This window comes from Glutamicibacter bergerei (assembly GCF_054495185.1).
In genome coordinates this window covers 2,827,069-2,846,513 of sequence record NZ_CM137131.1, presented here as the reverse complement: position 1 = coordinate 2,846,513, position 19,445 = coordinate 2,827,069, and the positions used below count along the sequence as shown (strand labels likewise).

The following is a 19,445-nucleotide window of genomic DNA, read 5'->3' as shown; positions in this document are numbered from 1 at the left end:
TCAGCTTTGCCGGCGACGGCTGACCGGTTCGATACGCAGCAATCCGGTCTGCTGATCGGTGTGGACCTGCACGGTGATCTCATAGACCTCTGAGAGGTTCTCGGCGGTGAGGACCTCGGCGGGAGTTCCCGTGGCGTGCACCCGACCGTGCTTCATCAGCACCAGCCGGTCCGCCAGCATGGCGGCCTGGTTTAAGTCATGGAGCACAATGCCGATGGCCAGCCGATTTTCACGGGCCAGGTCGTGGACCAGGTCCAGGGTCTCGACTTGGTATCTCAAGTCCAGATGGTTGGTAGGTTCGTCGAGCAGCACCACGTTGGTTTGCTGTGCCAGACACACCGCTAGCCAAACACGCTGAAGTTCTCCGCCAGAAAGCTCCCCGGCCGCCTTCTGCGCCATCGCTGATGTGCCGGTCAGCTCCATGGCCCAAGAAATAGCTGCGTGATCCGTCTCGGATAGTCCGGCGAATCTGCGCCGATACGGGTGGCGGCCGAAGGCGACGATATCTGCCACCGCCAAGCCTTCCGGGGTGGCGTGGGACTGAGCAAAGAGTGTGACTTCGTGGGCGAATTCTCGTCCGTTCAGCGTACTGATTTCGCGGGGCTCCGAGTGGGATCCGATGAGGGTGATAACCCCTGCGGCTCGCTCGTGCAACCTTGCCATGGAACGCAGCAGTGTCGATTTTCCACTGCCATTGGGTCCAATGAGCGCGGTGACTTCACCCGGGGATAACCTGATGGAGGCGCCGTCGACCACGGTGCTTTTGCCATAGCGCAGCACCACCTCGTGGGCGTGCATGCTTCCGGCCTCAGCGGGAGCTGATCCGGCTGCTATGCCTGGCATGAGCACTGGGTGGACTGATTACGTCCGGTTTTGATAATGATTTTCACTTAGGTAAGTCTAAGTTAACTAGTCAGTGTCAGCAATCGCTGATTTCTGACATCCAATCAGGTTTTCCGGTCACTTCTTTGAGCTAACCATGGTGAAGGCCCCGGGTGTGGAGCCCATGATGCGCCGAAATGCGTCGATAAAAGTACTCGGCTGAGCGTAGCCTAACAAGTCAGCCACGTCCTGGACTCCTTCACCAGCGGCCAGCAGCTCCAGTGCGCGATGAACTTTCACCGCTTGGCGCCACTGGGCAAAGGACAGGCCCGTCGCTTCACGATAGGCGCGGGTGATGGTGCGTGCGCTGACCCCAGTTTCCACTGCCCATTGCTCAAGGGGTCGATTATCCGCCGGGTTGGCCAATAGCTGGTTTGCGATGCCACTGATCCGAGGGTCATCGGGCAGATGCAGCGCCACTTGGTGAGCGGACGGTTTGAGCACATCAAAAACGACGGCCTCCGCACGCGCTCTGGCTTCTTGGCTCAGTTCACGACGAGAGAGGTGGATCAACAGCGACTCAAGCAATGGTTCCATGCGGATCACCGTCGGGACCCTGAATTCGGTGGTGGTTCGTTCGGGGGCGAAGAAGGCGCTATATAGCTTTATGTGCGCTGTCAGCCGTCCACCATGGAGCATCTTGGCTGGAATCCACAGGCCGTAACCCTCGGAGACCGTAAAAATCTGTCCCTCAATTTGTGCGGTGAGTGTCCCCTCCTGTGCCCACAAGAGCTCATGGGCCGAGTGCGAATGCGGCTCCCATTCCGTGGATACCTCAATGTCGTGCGCTTCGCTCAAGATCACGAATGAAGAGGTCGCGCCGAGGGGTAGCTCGGTTGCTCGCACCAAGGAGGTGTCCGGCTCACGGGACCAAGTGCCAAGCCCGATAACCGGTGCGGGAATATGGGTCATGCTAGAAGTATAGAAAGTTATCGACATGACGCGGACCGCGCCACGGGCCGGTAATAACCTGATCAGCGTTCCACTGCATAAACAGGGTTAACCCAGCATGTAGTGCTCAAGCTCTTCATCGCGTTTCTCCAGCATGAAGCCTCGCTTGAAGAGCATCCTGGCGGAGGCAGTATTGCCGGGAGCGACCCGGGCGCTGAATTTCGTGATTCCGAAGGCTCTGGGAACTATGGCCAAGGCGCTATCGAGCATTGCTCCGCCGATTCCACGTCCCCATTGATCTGCCGATACCCAGTAGCCGAGCTCCACACAGGTTTGCTGACGGGTGGAAAACACGATGCCGACGGATTCATTTGCCTCAGTTGCTACGAACCAGCGCGATGCGCCCACAAGGTCCAGCGGTTCCTGTTCAAGGGCTTCGCGAACGCAGGCCGTGATAGTTTGCCGATCCCACGGTTGCCCGTAGCCAATAAAACGAACTACTCGTTTGTCCGTGGCCAGCGCGGCAAAGAACTCGGCATCTGCATTCGTGAAGGGACGCAGGGTGACTGAGGAAGGAAGCAACATCCCGAACCTTTTGATGTCGAAGGATTAAACTACTTACGAAAACAAAAACTATCCCAAAATGCCAAGCCAGAGCCTACGCTGATGTTTCTGTGACCCGAGGTGGCAATACTGCCAGGAACAACCATAAGACTAGATTTAATTTGGATACCGCTGGATTAGCGCACGTCCAGGGGCTCGGTAACGCACGCCCGGCAACGGGGACCTAGGATTTTGTCGACTGTTTCTTTGCTTGGCGTCCGCCGCCGCTAAAGCGGGCGGCCAGCGCATCGGCGGCAACCGCGAGCCAGGCGGGCAAGATATAACGCGCCATGGTGGCGAGCATAAAGGTGGTCAGCGTTCCGCCGGCGGACTGGGAAGCGCTCAGTGCCAGGAAGCCGAAGCCCAGCCCGGCGGCCAGTCCGATGATCCAGCCGGCCAGCCGGCGTGGACGCAGGATGAACCAGCCGGTGAGCGTGAGCAGCGGCAAGATGAGGCCGAAGGCGTGGAAGTAGCCGGTATAGGCTCCGGTCAGGTCCAGGGCCGAGACGAAGAACCAGTCGCCGTATTCGACGGTGCCTAAGACCGGTAGCTTGAGCAGCACGTCCAGCAGCAAGCTAAGCATGATGATCCCGATGCCGACGATTTTGGCAGCGCGGGTGATCGGAAGCAGCCAAAAAGTGGCAAGCACCAGGCAGCGCAGCGCCCAGAGGCTGACTACTACCAAGGCGTTCGACCCTAAGACCAGATGCGTCATGGCCAGCGCGGTGTTGCCGGCCAGACCCAGGAGTACCGCAAACCAGATGAAAATGGACACTGCTGACAGTTGCATGCGGGGCTTGTTCTCGTTCACCGGATCAAGTGTAGTCAGCGCGGCTGTGTACTAGCTATATTGGCGGTTTAGAGTTCCAGCTTCAGCGCCTTGCGGATGCTCAGCGCCCCACCGGTGTGCATCACCGCACGGCGGTAGATGCGTTCGGCGAACAGGATGGTGAACCAGCAGGTAGCCAGCGTGATGACCAGTGAGATGAGCGGTTCGACTAGGGAGACTTCACCGCCGAGCAAGCGGATCGGCATCGCCACGGAAGAGACGATCGGCACGTAGGAGGCGATGACCAAAAAGCCACCCTTCGCGTAGATCCCGATGAACAGCACCGCCATCAGCACGCCGACTACCGGCCCGGAGGATTGCTGTAGGTCCTCGGTGCGGCTGGCTAATGCGCCGAGCGTCGCCCAGATGCCAGCTAATACCAGGAACCCGCCGAGGAAGAAGACCACAAACCAGCCAGCCACTTGCGAGACGACTCCAAGGAACGGGATCTGGACCGGGGACAGATAGGCGGCGAGCAGCCCGACCGCGAGGAAGAGCAACAGCTGGGCCAGCGCGAGAATCACGTTACCCAGGATTTTTCCTGCAAGCAGCTGGCGCAGGTTGATCGCCGAGGCGAGGATCTCCACCACCCGGTTTTGTTTTTCTTCGATCACAGAGTTGGCAATGGGCATGCCGAAGATGATTGCGGACATGTAGAACAAGAAAGAGAAGAGGAACGCCATGGCCTGGATCATTGAGGAACGTTCGGCGTCCCCGCGCATTTGGGTGACCTCCAGCGCGTCATCGCCGGGCAGCTGATCTGCGTTCAGCCCAGCCGAAGTGAGCAATTGCGCGGTCAACACCTTTTCGGTGGCCTCGCGCAGCGCCCCTTGTAGTTTCCCCGGAACTTCATCAGATCCGGTGAGCATGAATTTATTTGCTGAGTTCTGGCTCAGCGTGGCATCAATCTGACCAGCATCTAATTGCGCGGTGGCAGCATCGGCGGGTAGCTGTTCGACGTTGATTTTCAGTTGTTCTTCGGCGTCGGAAGCTGCTTGGTTGAGCACGGTGAGGCTCGTCTGGTCGGTGGCGGCCACCGTAAATTGTGTGGTGCGTGTGGCGAGAAATCCGGTCACGGCGATCGAACCGATGATCAGCAATAGTGTAACCAGGGTCGAAATGATGAAGGCCTTGTCGCGGAGTTTGGTTTCCACCTCGCGCAGGGTGACGATCAGCCAGGGGTGAGTAATTTGGGTGCTCATGCGATGATCTCCCGGTAGATATCTGCCAGTGCCGGACGGTGCACGGCAAATTCTGTGACGTTGCCGCGGGACAGCGCGTGGGCCAGAACCCGTTGGGAATCGGCAACGGTGGCGAAGCTGACCAGGGCGTTGGAGCCTGACAAGTCGATCACTTCAACTCCGGGTTCGGTACGCAGCCAGCCGGCATCTGCGCCTAGAGAAAGTTGGTAACGGGAGGTGTGGGCTGCTCGAAGTTCTTCGGCCGAGGCGTTGGCGCGGATCTTGCCATCTTGGATAATCACCAAATGATCAACCAAGGTGTCCAACAGATCTAGTTGATGTGAAGAGAAAAGCACCGGGACGCCGCGGGCCGCATAGTCGGCCAGAATTGAACTCATCGCGTCCACAGCCAAGGGGTCTAAACCACTGAAAGGTTCATCGAGCACCAGCACGTCCGGTTCGTGCAGTAGCGCGGCGGCCACCTGGACACGTTGCTGGTTTCCCAGCGAGAGCGACTCGAGTTTTGACTTGGCGCGGTGTTCCAATCCGAAGCGGGAGAGTAGCTCCATGGCTCGCTCCCGGGCAGTAGCCCGAGATAAGGAGTGCAATTGACCCAGATAAATCAGCTGATCGATGATTGGTTGTTTGGGGTAAAGTCCGCGTTCTTCGGGCATATAGCCGAAGCTTGGCCGGGTAGGCGCCGACAGTGTCTTACCGTCCAGAGACACATGACCGGAATTCGCGGAGAGCAGCCCCATGATGATGCGCATGGTGGTGGTTTTCCCGGCCCCATTGGCGCCAACAAATCCGGTCAGTGCACCGCGTGGCACCGCGAAGCTGACCTCATCTAACACCTTCGTGCCAGAAAAGGAGCGGCTGATCTGGTGGAGTTCGAGCATGGGCGGGGCCGTCTTTCTGGCGTGTGGTCACTGTACTTCCAGCTTAGGCAGGTCGTTGTCCGTCTACGTGAGCCGGAGGGATGAAACTATTGGATGAGCCCGGCACGGTGGGCATAGAGCGCAGCCTGCACCCGGTCGCGCAGGTGCAGTTTGGCTAAAATATTGGACAGGTGGGTTTTCACCGTCGCTTCGGACAGTGAAAGTACCTCGGAGATTTCCTGGTTATTTTTACCTGTGGCCAGCTCGGTGAGCACCTGCAGTTCGCGGGCGGTCAGCGCGCGCAAGGGCGTAAGTTGTGACTGTTCGGCACCGGCAGTGAGGCCCGTACCGGTCTGGCGTTTGATGAGTTTGAGAGTGACTTCAGGGGAGAGCAACCCGTAGCCGGCGTGGATTTGGTGGACTGCGGTGATCAGCAGTTCGGGTTCGGCATTTTTCAGCAGGAATCCGCTGGCGCCGGCATCAAGTGCATCAAAGAGGTAATCTTCGCGGTCAAAGGTAGTGAGCACGATGATTTTGGTGCGTGTAGTCCCGGAAAGTTGGGAGGTGGCTCCGATACCGTCCAGCTGTGGCATCTGAATGTCCATCAGTGCCACGTCTGGGGTGAGTTCGGTGATCAGTGCTACCGCCTCGGCTCCGTTACTGGCCGTGCCGATGACTTCAAGGTCCGGATCTGTTTCTAGGATGAGCTTTAGTGAAGAACGGATCAACGGTTGATCATCACAGATCACCACCGAAATTTTGTTCATGATTCCATCCTATCGGTGGTCTCTGGCAGACGGAGTCGCGCGCGAGTGCGCCAACCGCGTGGGATGCGCGGACCGATTTCTACCAGACCGTGATGCAATGCAGCGCGTTCGCGGATGCCGCGTAAGCCAAAACCACTGCCCGCGGTGTCTGGTCGCGGGGATCCCTGGTCGGTGACCTCAATTTCCACCCAGGTACCTTGCCCGTCGATTCCTGAGCGCAACGCGAGGGTGGCGGTTCGTGCGGTGGAGTGCCGGCGCACATTGGCTAGGGCCTCGCCGCTAATCCGGTACAGGGCCAGCGAGAGTCCCGGGGCTAGAGAGTCAAAGAAACCGCAGCTGTGTTCATCGCGCGAGAGGCGCACCTGTAATCCTTGAGCGGCATTGTCTTGAAGAAGTTGTGAAATTTGGGCAATGGACGGTTCCGGGTCACGGCTGGAGGACGTGCCGGTATCGGAGTGATCCAGTGACTGCTCGCGGAGCACGCCGAGCAGTGAGCGGGTTTCTGCCACCGCGCTACGTGCGGAGGATTCGATGCCGCGCATCAGCTCGACGGCCTGTGCTGGGTCCCGGGGTTGCACCAATCGGGCGGCGGAAGCTTGCACCCCGACGGAAGCGATGTGGTGGGCGATGACGTCATGCAATTCGCGCGCGATGCGCAGACGTTCCTCGTTGACCGCACGGGCGGCGAGTTCTTCTGCCTGTGCGGCGATGCGTGCTGCCTGGCTGAGTACTACCGACTTGGAGTAGGAATTTGACCAGCTGGTCAGCCCCAAGAAGATGGCCCCGCCAAAGTAGAGCGTATTGATCACGAAGGTATAGAGCGGTATCGCCATATTTGCAGGGATGGAGCCCATGGGGTTCTCCACCATCAGCGTGTTAGTGGCCTCGTATAAATCGCTGGCGAAGAAAGAAATGACCAGCCACACCGCCATGCTCAGCAGAACTAAGCCCATTGCGGTCCACAGCCCGCGGCGGTTGCGCGCCCAGGCTACCGCGGTGTAGAGGCCTAAGAAATAGCCTAATTGCGCACAGAATTGCATGGCTACCGTGGCGGTGGCAGTGGACCCGCCAATCAAGAGTGCGGCGGATCCGATGAGCATCATGGTGATCGGCCAGCGTCTGCGGAACATCAGCGGCAAAATCAGCGCCGCGAGAAGTGCAAAGGCCAGCGGACGGTCCGCACTTTTGCCGGCTTCGGTCATCGAAAGCACCAATTCTTGCATCAGCAAGGCAAGAACGAAGAAGCCCAGCGCCGAGAAGATATCGCGGCGAAGCGCTGCCGAGGTGGGGGTCTGGCGTTCCCAATCGGCCGGTGGCAACGAGGGAACACGGCGGTGCAGGAGCTGCGAGAGGCGGAGCATGGTCTCTTCCTCTTTCGGTTTTAGATGGCGAGCATTATCGTCCGCACTGGACTTTACCTGCCCAACGGTTCCCAATGAATGAGTCTTGCGGATTACATCGTTCGTCGCGGTAGACGTCATAGAACATGGTCAAATAAGTTACTGGACGGTAATGTGATGGCATGCACATGATTTTTCGCATCCTAATGATGCTAGTCCGAAGCAAGAAGGCTTCCAAGATCTCCATGTTGGATTCCGGGTCGGTGCCGATGCGCGCCACCCTCACGGATATCGACTTCGCCGGTCATATTAATAACGGAATGTACTTCTCGATCTTTGATCTGGGCCGCTTTGATCTGATGTTCCGCTCCGGCGCCTGGGACGTGCTGCGAAAAAATAAGTGGACCCCGGTGGTGCAAGCCGAAACTATGACCTTTAGAAAATCGGTGAAACTGGGTGTGAAGTTCACCCAGGAGACACGGGTGTTAGGCATGGACGAGCGTTGCATCTACTTTGAGCAGCACATCGTAGTCAACGGCGAGATTTACGCTCGCGGATACATCGCCACACGGATGACCGGCAAAAAGGGACCGGTGCCGAACGAGGAAATCCTCGCCGCTATGGGGATCACCCTGCCCGAAGACCGGGTGGTCCCCGAATGGATCACCGCATGGCGTGAAGCAAGCGCGTTGCCTGGATCCCGCAAGCCGGCACCGTTCTCCCTCATCCGTTAGGGCCTAAGGCTGCTGGTGCGCGGCCTTCAAAAATGCGGTGATCAGTGCCGGATCTTTCACTCCGCGCGAGGACTCCACTCCGGAGGAAACGTCCGCGCCACTGGCGCCGGACTCGGCGAGCGCCGACGCGACGTTTGCTACGCTGAGCCCGCCGGCCACTAACCAGTTGCGGCCGGCGGCAAGGGTGCGTACCTTGGCATAGTCCCAGCTTTCGCCGCTGCCAGGAACCGCGGCGTCAATCAGCAAAAAGTCTTCACCCCAGTGCTCAAAATGCTCTGCTGGTGCGTCCATGCGGACCGCGCGGATGACCTTGAACCCTGCCTCGAGTACCGCGGCCACCTCCGCGGGGGTGCGTGTTCCGTGCAGCTGGATCCATCCAACGCCGGCTTCGTGCGCGCGAGTGATTGCAGCGGCGGTGTCTTCGCTACGAAATACCGCCACGGTGGCTACGCCCGCCGGGACTAATGCGGTCAGGGTGGCAGCGTGTGCGGGGGAAATTTCACGGGCCGAGCTGGTCAGCACAAAACCGAGTGCGTCGGCGCCACCGGCTACTGCCACGGTGACATCGTTAGTGGTAGCTAGTCCGCAGATCTTGACAAAAGCGTGGGTGTTCATTGGGCGACCTTAGCGGTGGGGTGTTCGTGGCTCAGGTGGGTGGGGGTGTACCCGCCGGGGGCGTTGGCGCGAATCTCAAGTAGTTCACGGGCGTGGTGCCAGAGTCGTGAGTCTTCCTCGCTGACCGGTTCCCACGCCTTCACTGGTACGGCGGTGCCCGATTCGTCGCGGGCCACCATCACTGTGAGGCAGTAGGTGGTCAGCTCCAACTGATTTGTTTTTGGGTCTCCGGAGCGCACATGCACCGCGATGTGCATGCCCTTGGTTCCGGTGTAGACCAGCCGGGCTTCAACCTCGACCAGATCACCAATGTGCAGTGGACGGTAAAAGCGCACCCCGCCGGAGAAGACCGCGACGGTATCTAGCCCGCTGTAGCGACTGGCGCACAAATCTGCTGCCTCATCGATCCATTTCATCACGATGCCGCCGTGCACCTTGCCGCCCCAGTTCACGTCCGTGGGGGCTGCCATAAAGCGCAGGACCACTCGTTCTGCGGTTCCCGCATCGGTGTAGGACTGGTTATTCATCGAGGCGACGATGCGCTCACGAATTTCAATGCGCGCTAAGGCGTGCTCACGTAATTCAAGTTCACGTGCGGTGCCCGGGGTAAAGGAAGGCACCGGTGTGGGTTTTCCATGCTCGTCTACCGCTACGAAGATCACCAGGCAGGTGGAGGAGGTGACAGGTTTCAGCTCGCGCGGATCCGAGAAGGAGACCTCGGTCCGGATATGCATGGAACTGCGCCCGGTGTACACCACCGAGGCGGTCACCTCCACCAGATCTCCGGAGTGAATTGGGTCAGCGAAGTGGATGTTACCGACATAGGCGGTCACACAGTAATTAGCGGACCAGCCCACCGCGGCGGCGTAGGCCGCTTTATCTACCCATTCCAGTACGGTTCCGGCAGCCACGGTCCCGGTGATTCCGGCATCTGTTGGGGCTGCGAGGAAACGCAAGGTGACAGAATGCGGGTGGTTGGCCGTTGGCGGAGTAGTCATTTAGCTAGTTTCCCTTCTCTGGGCGGTGGTTGCCAACCTATGACGCGTGGCTTTCGTCCTAGGATGGAGGAGTGCGTAGGATCTTTGGAATTTTTTCGGCATCCACCGCGGCGGTGGTCTGCCTAGGGTTACTCTCGGCCGTTGGCACCGTGGGACTTGCGGTGCTCATCGGTCGCGCCATTGATTTATTTCACGCAGGGCAGGAATTAGACCTCGGCTGGTACCTGGCTGCGGTCCATGAACTGTTACTGGTAGCGCTGGCCACGTTATTAACCCCGGTGCTCATCGCACGGTCGGCGCGTAAGCTCACCGCTTTAGAACGTCACCGCTTGGTTCGCCACTACATGGACATCGGCCCGCTGGCGGTACGCCGTTTAGGGGAGGGCGAACTGGTAGATGCCGCAATGGACGCGGTAGACCGGTCGGTACGTTTCCGTACCGGGTTTATTGGCCCGGCTATTTGCGCGGTGGCCACCCCGGTGTTGGTGCTCATTTCTATTATGTTATTTATTGACCCGCTCAGCGCCGGACTACTGTTGATCCCCACCGCGCTGGTACCGCCGATTGTGTTGGGGTTTCAAAAGCTGTTCCGTGGTTCATCGGGAGAATACCGCCGGGCCCAAGGATTACTTTCGGCAACTTTTATCGATGCCTTACGTTCGCTGAACATGCTCAAACTCAACGGCGGTGCCGCGTGGATGGGGCAGCGCATTGGTCTGGCCAGTGAAAAAGTACGCTTGCAGGTGATGAAGTTGCTGGCCCGAAACCAGCTGGTGTTACTGGTCATCGACGCGAGCTTCGCGGTGCTCCTATTGGCTACCGCGGCACTGCTGGCTTGGTGGCGAGTTGGCGCCCAGGCAATCACCATTGGCGAGGGAGTCTCGCTGATTCTGCTCAGCTTCTTGATGCTGGCCCCGGTCAATTATGTGGGTAGCTTCTTCTATATCGGCATGACCGGTCGCGCGGCGGAAGAAAAAATCGCGTCCGTCATGGAAACTCCGTGGCACCGTTCCTCGGCTAACCCACTGTCTGTCAACCTGCGCGAGGACACCCTCCAGTTAGAAGATTTGGGTGCCGGTTATGAGGGATATCCCGAAGCGCTACACCAATTGAACTTTAGTTTCCCGCCCGGTTCGAAGACCGCGATCATCGGCGCCTCGGGCAGTGGCAAAACGACGTTACTGCGAGTATTACAGGGCCAGTTGGAGACAAGCGCAGGAATTATCCACGAGGGTCACCAAGCTCTCGGCCCCGCCACCTTGCGGTCCAACACTGCGGTAGTTGAACAGGCAGCGACTCTCTTTGGGCTCAGCGTGCGCGGCAACCTGCTCTTCGCAGATCAACAGGCCAACGACAAAAAGCTGACTGAACTTATCGAACGTGTCGGACTGACAGATTGGTTTAAGCAGCTACCTGCGGGGCTGGACACGGTACTCGGCGAGGGTGGGGCCACGTTATCAGGAGGCCAAGCACAACGTTTGGCGATTGCCCGCGCCTTATCGGCCGAACGTCCGATCCTCTTATTGGATGAACCGACCAGTTCGTTGGACGTTAAGACCGAGGCGCAGGTGCTGACCACCTTGCGCGAGGTAGCAGCGGATCTGACGGTTATTACCGTCACCCACCGGTTGGCTTTGCTCGCCGATTATGATCAGGTGCTGGTCCTAGATCACGGACGGATCGTGCAGGCCGGGGCGCGCACCGAACTGCTGGACCACGAGGGATATTTGAAACGGGCCATGGAGAATTTCACCGACCGTGTGCACTCACTTGGCGGACGGCAAGGACCGGGGGAGAAATCATGAGCAAGCAACAAAAACTTCCGGGCTCCCTAGCCAGTTCCCGCTGGCTGATCTCCCACACCTTAGACCTGTTGCCGCCCTTGGCGCTCGCCAGCCTACTTGCCTGTCTTAACCGCTTGGTCGCCTTGGGCATTTACTTGCTCGCCGGGGTGGGACTGGTACAGGTGATTGGCCTGGAACTTCCCGGACCCTCATCCCGAGTACCTATTGGGCTACTTATTGTCGCCATTATCTTTGCAGGCTTATTAAAAGGCGGGCTACGCTACGCAGAACAATACGTAGGGCATAAGGTAGCTTTCCTTGCACTGTCCCGGCTGCGTTCAACGATGTATGAGGCTTTCGCGAAGCAGGCGCCCTTTACCGCGGCTACTAAGAGTTCTGGATCGTTGCTGGCCAAAGCCACCAGAGATATCGACAAGGTAGAAGTGTTCTTCGCCCATACGCTGCCACCGGCGGTGGCAGCAGTGGTGGTTAGCGCCACGGTGAGTTGGTGGACCTACCTCAACTTTGGCAGCACACCAGCGCTCATCCTGCTCAGCGGGTATGTGATCGTTGGACTTCTCCTACCGATGATCGGAGTGCCAACCCTGCGACGCGCCGCTAGCTCGGCGGCGACCTCGCGTGGCAAGCAAAACCAGCTTGTGATGGAATCTCTGGCAGGCGTTGAGGTGCTTCACGCCTTCGATGCCGGGGAACAGATGATCAAACGTTTGGCTATCACCGCTAGCGCCGACGCGGCGCAGGGGAACAGGGCAGGCTGGGTCACCGGACTACGTGCGGCACTAAGCCAAATAGTCACCTGGGGTAGCGCGCTCGCTCTGGTGCTCGCATCCGAAACCACGCTGTCAGCAACCATCATTTTAGTGGTCATCGCGGTGCCCTCCTATGATTCTGTGCGCACGGTTGACGGCTTTGTCCTCGGGCTTCAAGATTCCCTAGCCAGCGCTCGCCGACTGTTCGCGACCGCCAGTGCCCCACCGGTGGTGGCCGAACAGCGAGGCTCCGTGCCACTGCCACACACCGGAACACTGAGCGTGCAAAACCTGAGCGTGTTCCACGACCAACGTCAGGTGGTGGAGGGCGTTGATTTCAGCATTTCACCTGGTGAGTTGCTGACAGTTGTTGGCGCCTCGGGCTCGGGGAAGTCCTCGATTGCTGCAGCTTTAGTCCGCGCACTGAAAAGCAACGGAACGCTGAGTTTGGGCGAGGTACAGCTGGACATGGTTCCGTTAGCGGAACTTCGCTCACGCATTGTCTTGGTCTCGCAAGAAGCGGTGATGGTTCGCGGGAGTATCCGTGAAAATCTTGTGTTGGGTGCCGAGGGGATTACCGATGAGGAACTGCGCTCGGTCATCAACGAACTAGGACTGGGCCCTTGGCTTAGGGCCCAGCGCGATGGGTTAGACACCCGGCTAGCCGATCGTTCTTCGAGTCTGTCCGGGGGACAACGTCAACGTTTAGCTCTGGCACGTGCGCTGGTGCGCCACCCGGCAGTATTGATCATGGACGAATCGACCAGCGCACTGGATGCGGACAGTGAACAGCTGGTGCTTAATGCGATTAATGAGCGGCGCGGATATGGCATGGGTGTGCTCATGATTAGTCACCGGTTAGCCACCGTCCGGGAGGCTAGCACCGTGATGGTGCTTGATGCGGGGAAGATTGTCGAGTCCGGGACACCGCAGGCGTTACTTGCCGATACCAGCGGGGTGTTCTATTCCATGGTGGTGCGAGAAAACGATCGGATTACTGCCGAATCACCCTGACAGCTTTCCTTCCTCGTACTAGTGTCGAGTACATGATGCGAATAGTCGTGATTCTGTTTTTGTTCGTGCTGGCGGCCGGGTTTGTGCTTACCGCGCTGCTTGCAGGGACATCGGGCAACTGGGTGTGGTGGATCCTGGTGGCGCTGACCGTGGTGCTGTTGGCGGTGGGGATCAGGGACGTCACCCAGAAACGGCATGCGATTTTACGCAACTTCCCGATCCTGGGCCATGCACGATACCTCTTTGAGTTCATCCGCCCGGAAATCCAGCAGTACTTCATCGAACGCAATACCGACGGCACCCCCTACAACAGGGATACCCGCTCGATGATCTACGCCCGCGCTAAAGGCGTCGACAGCCACAAGGCGTTTGGCACCGAGCTGCAGGTCAATGAGGTGGGCCACGAGTACCTGCTGCATTCCAGCGCGCCGGTGGCTCCGGTTACCGATCAGCATAGGGTCCGCATCGGATCAAGCCAGTGCACCCAACCCTATGAGATGTCCTTGCTGAATATCTCCTCGATGAGTTTTGGCTCCTTATCCGCAAACGCGGTGCTGGCGATGAACAAGGGCGCGGCCATGGGGGACTTCGTCCACGAAACCGGCGAGGGTGGATTAACCAAATACCATCTGGAACACGGTGCGGACCTGTTCTGGGAAATTGGTTCGGGATACTTCGGCTGCCGTACCCCCGAGGGACGTTTTGACGCCGAAACCTTTGCGCAGAAGGCCAATCTCCCACAGGTTAAGGGCATCACCATCAAGATGTCCCAGGGGGCAAAACCCGGGCTGGGCGGAGTGCTCCCGGCGGCGAAGGTCACCGCAGAAATTTCCGAGGCCAGGCAGGTCCCGATGGGCCAGGACTGCATCTCTCCGGCAAGCCACCCGGAATTCTCCACTCCCCGGGAACTGATGGGCTTTGTGGCGCAGTTGCGTGAACTGGCCCAGGGCAAACCCATCGGAATCAAGTTCTGCGTAGGCTCACGCACCGATGTCATGGCGATCTGCAAGGGCATGATCGAAACCGGTGTGCTGGTTGACTTCATTACCGTGGACGGCGCCGAAGGCGGCACCGGTGCCGCGCCGCTGGAATACGAAGACCATGTGGGCACCCCGCTGACCGAAGGGCTGATGCTGGTGCATAACGTGCTCGTCGGGGCCGGGCTGCGCACCGAGATCCGTTTGGCGGCCGCCGGCAAGGTGGCCAACGGCTCGGACATTGTTAAGCGAATGATCCAGGGCGCAGACTTCACCTTGGCCGCGCGCTCCATGATGATGGCCACCGGCTGCATCCAGGCGCAAAAATGCCATACGAACCACTGCCCGGTCGGTGTGGCCACGCAGAATAAGCGCCTGCAACGCGCCATTGACGTGGAAGACAAGGGCCACCGCGTGTACAACTACCACCGGTTGACGGTGTCCGAAGCGGCGCAGATCATGGCCTCCATGGGGCTTCAAGGCCCAGATCAGCTGAACACCCGGATGCTGCGGCGCCGCGTGAATCTGCAGTCCACACGTTCCTACGCCTCGCTGTTCCACTGGCTGGAACCCGGAGAACTACTGAACGATGCTCCACCGTCGTGGAAGGAAGACTGGGAAGAAGCAGACGCGGACCACTTCGGGGAGCACGCGGCAATCCGTTATGGTAAACCGCATAGCGTGGCACTGAAACGAGTGGACCGGGTCAGTGATCCGCACGATGATACTAAGGCTCCGCGCATCGATGCGAAAAATTCGATCAAGATCGAACCGCTGCCGCACGACGTGACCCGGCCCGAGGGCAAGCCGGGGTCCTGATATTCGCTTAGTCCTCCAGTAGCGTGCGCAGCCCGGCCTCGTTGACCGCTGCCGGGGTGCTTGGCCGCCACTGCGGGTTGCGGTCCTTGTCGATCACTTGAGCACGGATTCCTTCGGCCAGATCTGGCAGATGCATCAGGTATCCGGCCAGACGTAGTTCGCGGTCCAAGGCACCGCGCAGATTTTGCTCCGCGCGGGCCGCACGCACGCTATGGAACGCGGCGGCCACGCTGGTTGGAGAATTTGCATTGATCGCGGCTGCCGCCTTGCGTGCCGCGGGGTGCACCAGCGCGCCGAGACGCTCTAAGACCTCTTCCAGCGTGGGAGCACCAAAAGCATAATCGATCCAGCCTTGTTCCAGTTCGAGCTTGCGGGACTCGGGGACCGCATGCAGCACCTCGAATGTTGCGGCGATGTCTGCGGCGCCCAGACCAACCAGGTCATCGAGCTCGTCAAAGATGGAATCGGCGAGCTGTTCGCCGATGACCACGTCGGCGAAACCGAGGAAGAGCGCATCGGCACCGTCAAATGAGGCGGCGGTCATGGCGAAGTATTCGCCGAAGTGACCTGGCGCGTTGGCCAACAGATGGCTTCCGCCAACATCGGGGGTGTAACCAATGCGGGCTTCGGGCATCCCCATGGTGGCCTGCGCGGTCACTAACCGGACCGGAGCGTGGCTGGCTAAGCCAATGCCGCCGCCCATGGTGATTCCATGAGCCACGGTGATCAACGGTTTGGGGTACACCGAAATCAGGTAGTCGGTGTCGAACTCTAAGGAAAGCAGCGCCAAAAATTCGTCGTGATTCCCGGTTTTCAGCGCCGTATGGAAGTCGGCGATATCGCCGCCGGCACAGAATCCGCGCTCACCGTCACCGGTGAGCAGCACCAGCTGAATTTTAGGATCCTCGGCCCACAAGTGCAGGACCCGGTGAAGTTCTTGCAGCATGGCTAAGGTCAGGGCATTAATTTTGTTCGGACGGTTCAGCCGCAGGTGCCCTACGGCTCCGTGCACTTTCGCGACTACTAGTTCTTCCACGATCGCCCTTTCGCTGGCAACTACCACTGATCGCTTTCCAGCCTAGTCGGAAAGGATCTGCGTGAGCCGGTCTAAAACGAGGCCGACCTTAGGCTTCTTCGAATTCTCGGGCTTCAGCGCAAAAATTGAGCGAGCCAACCTAATTTCCGGGGCGTCAACAATACGGATGCCTTCCGGAGCGTGGGCCATCGCCAGATCCGGGACCAGTGCGGCGCCTAACCCGGAGGACACCAAGCTTAGCGAGGCGTTAAAGTCGTCGCAGTACGCGGCAACTTGCGGGTGGATGTTGTAGGAGGCGAAGAGCCGAGAAATCAACGTGGCATCGGAGGTGCCGGGGTGGTGGAAGATCCACGGCCATTCGGCCAGCTGGTCCACGGTGAGCTGCGCGTTGTCGGCGATCGGCCAGGAGGCGGGAATGACCACACGGAACTGATCATCACCGAGCCACGCGCGCTCTAGGGACGCGGGCCAGCTGAGCCCTCCGGGGCCCACCTGGAAGATCAGCGCGAGATCCAGGTCCCCACCGTTGCCAAGCCCGGCGACGGTCTGCTGGGGTTCACCAATCCACAAGCGCAGGTTGATTCCCAGTGCGTTCCAGTCCTCGGAGGTCAGTAGCTTGGGTAGTGCGTAAGTGGCCAGCGAGGGGAAGATCCCTAGCTTGATTTCCTCACGCTCGCTGGAGTCTGTGGAGATGGCGGCAACGTCTGCCATGAGTGCGTCGAGGTCCGTCAGGACGCGTTTGGCATGACGCACCATCCGCATCGCACCGGGGGTGGGCGTAATTGAACGGGCACCGCGTAAGAACAATGTTGTTCCGGTGCTGCGTTCTAGGGCTGTCATTTGTTGGGAGACGGCGCTGGCGGTATAGCCCAACCGGGTTGCGGCCGTGGCGAAGGAACGATGCGCCACCACTTCGAGCAGGGTACGCAGATGGACTGGATTGATCACTTCTAAATTCTAAACGCAGAAGCCTAAGAGATGCTTAGTCAGTGAGCTAGTCCTCATCTTCGTCGTCGTTGGACTCCTCGGTGAATTCATTATCCAGTTGCGCTTCGGTTTCCAGATCATCATCAAGCAGGTAGCTGCGGGTGGCGAGCGGATCGATGTTGCGCATCGTTTCGGGGGCATCGCTGGAGCCTTCATAGGCTTGGGAATCGCGTCCGTCATCTGGTTCGTAGATATCGTTCCCATATTCCGGATTGAAGTCGGTTGGTTCAAAATCCTTAGTCATCGCGTACTCCTCCACAAATTGCGAGGGACCCGACGAGAGTCGGGGTTATCCCTCGTGACATCTCGTAATCACAGCCTAGGCCGGTAACCGTTTCAAGGAAAGACTTGTATTTTCAGCACTTTCAGTGATTGTGTTCGGCGTAGTGCTCCAGCAGTGGAGAGGTGCGGTACGCCAGGTGGGTGTGCAGCGCGAAGGTAGTCTCGGAACGGGTCACTCCCTTGATCCGCAGAATCTGTCGTAACCCCGATTGCAACTGATGGGTGTCGGTGGCGATGAGCCTGACCCAGACATCACCGCGGCCCGAGGTTTCATGGATTTCTAGCACGTTAGGGATCTGTCGCAGTGAGGTAACCACGGTATCAAGTTCGCGGTGAAGAACTTCCAGGGTGACGAAGGCCAGCACGTCATAGCCGAGTTTGGAGAGGTCTACATCTCTGCCGCCGGCACGCAAGACCTCTGCGCGTTGCAGTCGGCGTAAACGCGATTGAGCGGTGTTTCGTGCCACCGCAACTTCGTCGGCAAGTTCGGATATTTGAATTCTGGGGTCACGGATTAACGCCAGCAGAATTTTCAGATCGACGTCATCCAAACGCACCATTTGCTCACTCCTAAGACCCCTGTGGGCCAATATTTTGACTATTTTGCTCAAACTCTAACAACTTTTTCGACTGGCTGTCCCGCTTTGCCGGATATTTATGAGTGAACGGTCTAGATCAGTAGACATTTTCTTACAGATCGCTCAACTAGCCGGTGGGGTAGCGAGTAACCCCACCGGCAAAAACTTTCTAATGCAACAACCTGGCGATATCCCTTGGACCACGCGCCGCTTCGGAGAAAACATGTCGGTAATCAGTGAACTACGCATGCAACCGGCCCGAACCACCGTGCGCTCGTGGAATCCAGGGATTAATACCCGGCTAGGCATTACGGTGCTGGTTAGTTTCACCCTGCTGGTCGGAGCAAACCTTGCCACGCCGCTGTACCCACAGCTACAGCAGGACCTCGCGCTGGGTGCCATGGGCACCACCATTGCCTTCGCCAGCTACGTCTGCTCACTGATGTTTTTCCTCTACATCGTGGGCCACTGGTCAGATCACATCGGACGCCGCGCCGCATTGGTACTGGCCATTATCGTCTCGCTGGTGGGAACCATTAGCTTCGGTAGTGCCTCAAGCCTGTGGGAACTGTGTTTGGGACGTGGACTGCAAGGAGCGGGCGTGGCACTAGCCACCGGAGCCAGCGCCGCGGCATTGCGTGAGTTGCTGCCGCATAAGCCCGAATGGGCCTCACGCTTCACGTTGCTTGCGTCATCGGGTGGTGTGGCCTTCGGCCCGGTCCTTGGTGGTGTGCTTGCGCTTCTGCCTGGCGGGCGCAACACCGTGTTTACGGTCCAAGCAATACTGCTCTTAGCAACCCTGATCCCGTTGGTCGCGTTGAAGGCACGCCCGGCCATCGCGATGGCTGAACGCGGAGACCGCCACCGGGCCTTAGCTCCGCGGCGACTAGGCATTCCGGCCGAGGCACGCGCAAAATTCTGGATGGGTGCACTGGTCGGATTCTTGAGTTTTGCGGTCTTCGGTTTTGCGTTGTCGCTGGCACCGGGCTACTTCGCGCAGGTCTTTGACCTGGAATTGCTCCCGGTGATCGGACTCATCGCAGGCCTGCCCTTAGGTGTCTCGGCCCTGTCGCAGGTGGTCATTCGCGGCGGAAAATACCTATTGCCTGTCGGGCTAGTGATTCTGGCCGCCAGCACCATCGGGCTAGTGATCGCCGCCGAGCTCGGTTCATTGTGGTCAGCTATCGTCGCGTTGGCGCTCATTGGGCTAGGCCAGGGCATGGCATTTAGGACCGCATTTAGCGGTGCGGTCAACGCCGTCTCAGCTTCACTCCACGCCCAGACCGTTTCCACAATCTACCTGGTGACCTACCTTGGTAGCGCGCTGCCGGTGATCGCGTTGGGTTGGGCCGTGGGAGTTTATGGCCAAGAGCTAAGCATTTTGGTCTTCAGCATTCTCTGCGCATTACTGGCCCTCGTGTTGACCTGCTGGTCAATAACCTCACTGGTCCGCGAGCGAAAAATTTCGGCGTAGCCTAGA

The 19,445-nt window shown here is 58.9% G+C and carries 19 protein-coding genes; 5 read left to right on the top strand and 14 right to left on the bottom strand.

Translation table 11 applies throughout. From position 1 onward, the window contains the following. The 8 genes from ACX5K5_RS13230 to ACX5K5_RS13195 all read right to left on the bottom strand — a co-directional run bounded on the left by ACX5K5_RS13230 (nt 1) and on the right by ACX5K5_RS13195 (nt 7,392). A complete protein-coding gene (locus ACX5K5_RS13230; RefSeq protein ID WP_459174514.1) occupies nt 1–798 on the bottom strand; it encodes an ABC transporter ATP-binding protein in 798 nt (265 codons plus the stop codon). A 162-nt stretch (nt 799–960) separates the two neighbouring features. After that, nucleotides 961–1,794 (bottom strand): AraC family transcriptional regulator, encoded by an 834-nt coding sequence (locus ACX5K5_RS13225; RefSeq protein ID WP_459174513.1) that lies wholly within the window; start codon nt 1,792–1,794, stop codon nt 961–963. An 87-nt stretch (nt 1,795–1,881) separates the two neighbouring features. Next, nucleotides 1,882–2,358, bottom strand: a complete 477-nt coding sequence (locus ACX5K5_RS13220) for a GNAT family N-acetyltransferase (RefSeq protein ID WP_459174512.1) — start codon at nt 2,356–2,358, stop codon at nt 1,882–1,884. Nucleotides 2,359–2,560: 202 nt separating this feature from the next. Continuing rightward, nucleotides 2,561–3,166, bottom strand: coding sequence for a hypothetical protein (locus tag ACX5K5_RS13215; protein ID WP_459174511.1), 606 nt, complete (start codon nt 3,164–3,166; stop codon nt 2,561–2,563). 68 nt (nt 3,167–3,234) lie between these two features. Beyond that, nucleotides 3,235–4,407: an ABC transporter permease gene (locus tag ACX5K5_RS13210; protein ID WP_459174510.1), complete on the bottom strand. Its 1,173-nt coding sequence runs from the start codon at nt 4,405–4,407 to the stop codon at nt 3,235–3,237. Continuing rightward, entirely contained in the window at nt 4,404–5,285 is an 882-nt protein-coding gene (locus ACX5K5_RS13205; protein ID WP_459174509.1) for an ABC transporter ATP-binding protein, read from the bottom strand. Before ACX5K5_RS13205 ends, ACX5K5_RS13210 begins: the two co-directional genes overlap by 4 nt. An 86-nt stretch (nt 5,286–5,371) precedes the next feature. Beyond that, nucleotides 5,372–6,031 carry a response regulator gene (locus tag ACX5K5_RS13200; RefSeq protein ID WP_096255715.1) on the bottom strand — a complete coding sequence of 220 codons (660 nt, stop codon included), beginning with the start codon at nt 6,029–6,031 and terminating at the stop codon, nt 5,372–5,374. After that, entirely contained in the window at nt 6,028–7,392 is a 1,365-nt protein-coding gene (locus ACX5K5_RS13195) for a sensor histidine kinase (protein WP_459174508.1), read from the bottom strand. The genes ACX5K5_RS13200 and ACX5K5_RS13195 overlap by 4 nt, the downstream gene beginning before the upstream one ends. 161 nt (nt 7,393–7,553) lie before the next feature. Here ACX5K5_RS13195 and ACX5K5_RS13190 point away from each other — a divergent pair, with 161 nt between their 5' ends. Beyond that, nucleotides 7,554–8,105, top strand: a complete 552-nt coding sequence (locus ACX5K5_RS13190) for an acyl-CoA thioesterase (protein ID WP_459174507.1) — start codon at nt 7,554–7,556, stop codon at nt 8,103–8,105. Between the two features lie 3 nt (nt 8,106–8,108). Here the strand turns inward: ACX5K5_RS13190 and ACX5K5_RS13185 are convergent, their stop codons facing one another. Both ACX5K5_RS13185 and ACX5K5_RS13180 read right to left on the bottom strand, forming a co-directional pair. Further along, nucleotides 8,109–8,720: a phosphoribosylanthranilate isomerase gene (locus tag ACX5K5_RS13185; RefSeq protein WP_459174506.1), complete on the bottom strand. Its 612-nt coding sequence runs from the start codon at nt 8,718–8,720 to the stop codon at nt 8,109–8,111. Then, on the bottom strand, nt 8,717–9,718 hold the full coding sequence (locus ACX5K5_RS13180; RefSeq protein ID WP_459174505.1) for an acyl-CoA thioesterase: 1,002 nt from the start codon (nt 9,716–9,718) through the stop codon (nt 8,717–8,719). The genes ACX5K5_RS13185 and ACX5K5_RS13180 overlap by 4 nt, the downstream gene beginning before the upstream one ends. 71 nt (nt 9,719–9,789) lie before the next feature. Here ACX5K5_RS13180 and ACX5K5_RS13175 point away from each other — a divergent pair, with 71 nt between their 5' ends. From ACX5K5_RS13175 to ACX5K5_RS13165, 3 genes are read left to right on the top strand one after another with little or no spacing between them, the layout of a single operon-like run. Then, complete coding sequence (locus tag ACX5K5_RS13175) at nt 9,790–11,523, top strand: ABC transporter ATP-binding protein/permease (protein ID WP_459174504.1); 1,734 nt, start codon at nt 9,790–9,792, stop codon at nt 11,521–11,523. Further along, nucleotides 11,520–13,286 (top strand): amino acid ABC transporter ATP-binding/permease protein, encoded by a 1,767-nt coding sequence (locus ACX5K5_RS13170; RefSeq protein WP_443437909.1) that lies wholly within the window; start codon nt 11,520–11,522, stop codon nt 13,284–13,286. The genes ACX5K5_RS13175 and ACX5K5_RS13170 overlap by 4 nt, the downstream gene beginning before the upstream one ends. Before the next feature lie 32 nt (nt 13,287–13,318). Beyond that, on the top strand, nt 13,319–15,082 hold the full coding sequence (locus ACX5K5_RS13165; RefSeq protein WP_459174503.1) for an FMN-binding glutamate synthase family protein: 1,764 nt from the start codon (nt 13,319–13,321) through the stop codon (nt 15,080–15,082). 7 nt (nt 15,083–15,089) lie between these two features. Here the strand turns inward: ACX5K5_RS13165 and ACX5K5_RS13160 are convergent, their stop codons facing one another. The 4 genes from ACX5K5_RS13160 to ACX5K5_RS13145 all read right to left on the bottom strand — a co-directional run bounded on the left by ACX5K5_RS13160 (nt 15,090) and on the right by ACX5K5_RS13145 (nt 17,947). After that, complete coding sequence (locus ACX5K5_RS13160; protein ID WP_459174502.1) at nt 15,090–16,118, bottom strand: enoyl-CoA hydratase/isomerase family protein; 1,029 nt, start codon at nt 16,116–16,118, stop codon at nt 15,090–15,092. A gap of 42 nt (nt 16,119–16,160) precedes the next feature. After that, complete coding sequence (locus tag ACX5K5_RS13155; RefSeq protein ID WP_096255699.1) at nt 16,161–17,066, bottom strand: LysR family transcriptional regulator; 906 nt, start codon at nt 17,064–17,066, stop codon at nt 16,161–16,163. A 46-nt stretch (nt 17,067–17,112) separates the two neighbouring features. Continuing rightward, nucleotides 17,113–17,349: a hypothetical protein gene (locus ACX5K5_RS13150; protein WP_096255697.1), complete on the bottom strand. Its 237-nt coding sequence runs from the start codon at nt 17,347–17,349 to the stop codon at nt 17,113–17,115. A gap of 121 nt (nt 17,350–17,470) precedes the next feature. Continuing rightward, a complete protein-coding gene (locus tag ACX5K5_RS13145; RefSeq protein WP_096255695.1) occupies nt 17,471–17,947 on the bottom strand; it encodes an Lrp/AsnC family transcriptional regulator in 477 nt (158 codons plus the stop codon). Between the two features lie 241 nt (nt 17,948–18,188). Between ACX5K5_RS13145 and ACX5K5_RS13140 the strand changes: the two genes are divergently transcribed. Continuing rightward, nucleotides 18,189–19,439 carry an MFS transporter gene (locus ACX5K5_RS13140; protein WP_096255693.1) on the top strand — a complete coding sequence of 417 codons (1,251 nt, stop codon included), beginning with the start codon at nt 18,189–18,191 and terminating at the stop codon, nt 19,437–19,439. Nucleotides 19,440–19,445: the final 6 nt, after the last annotated feature.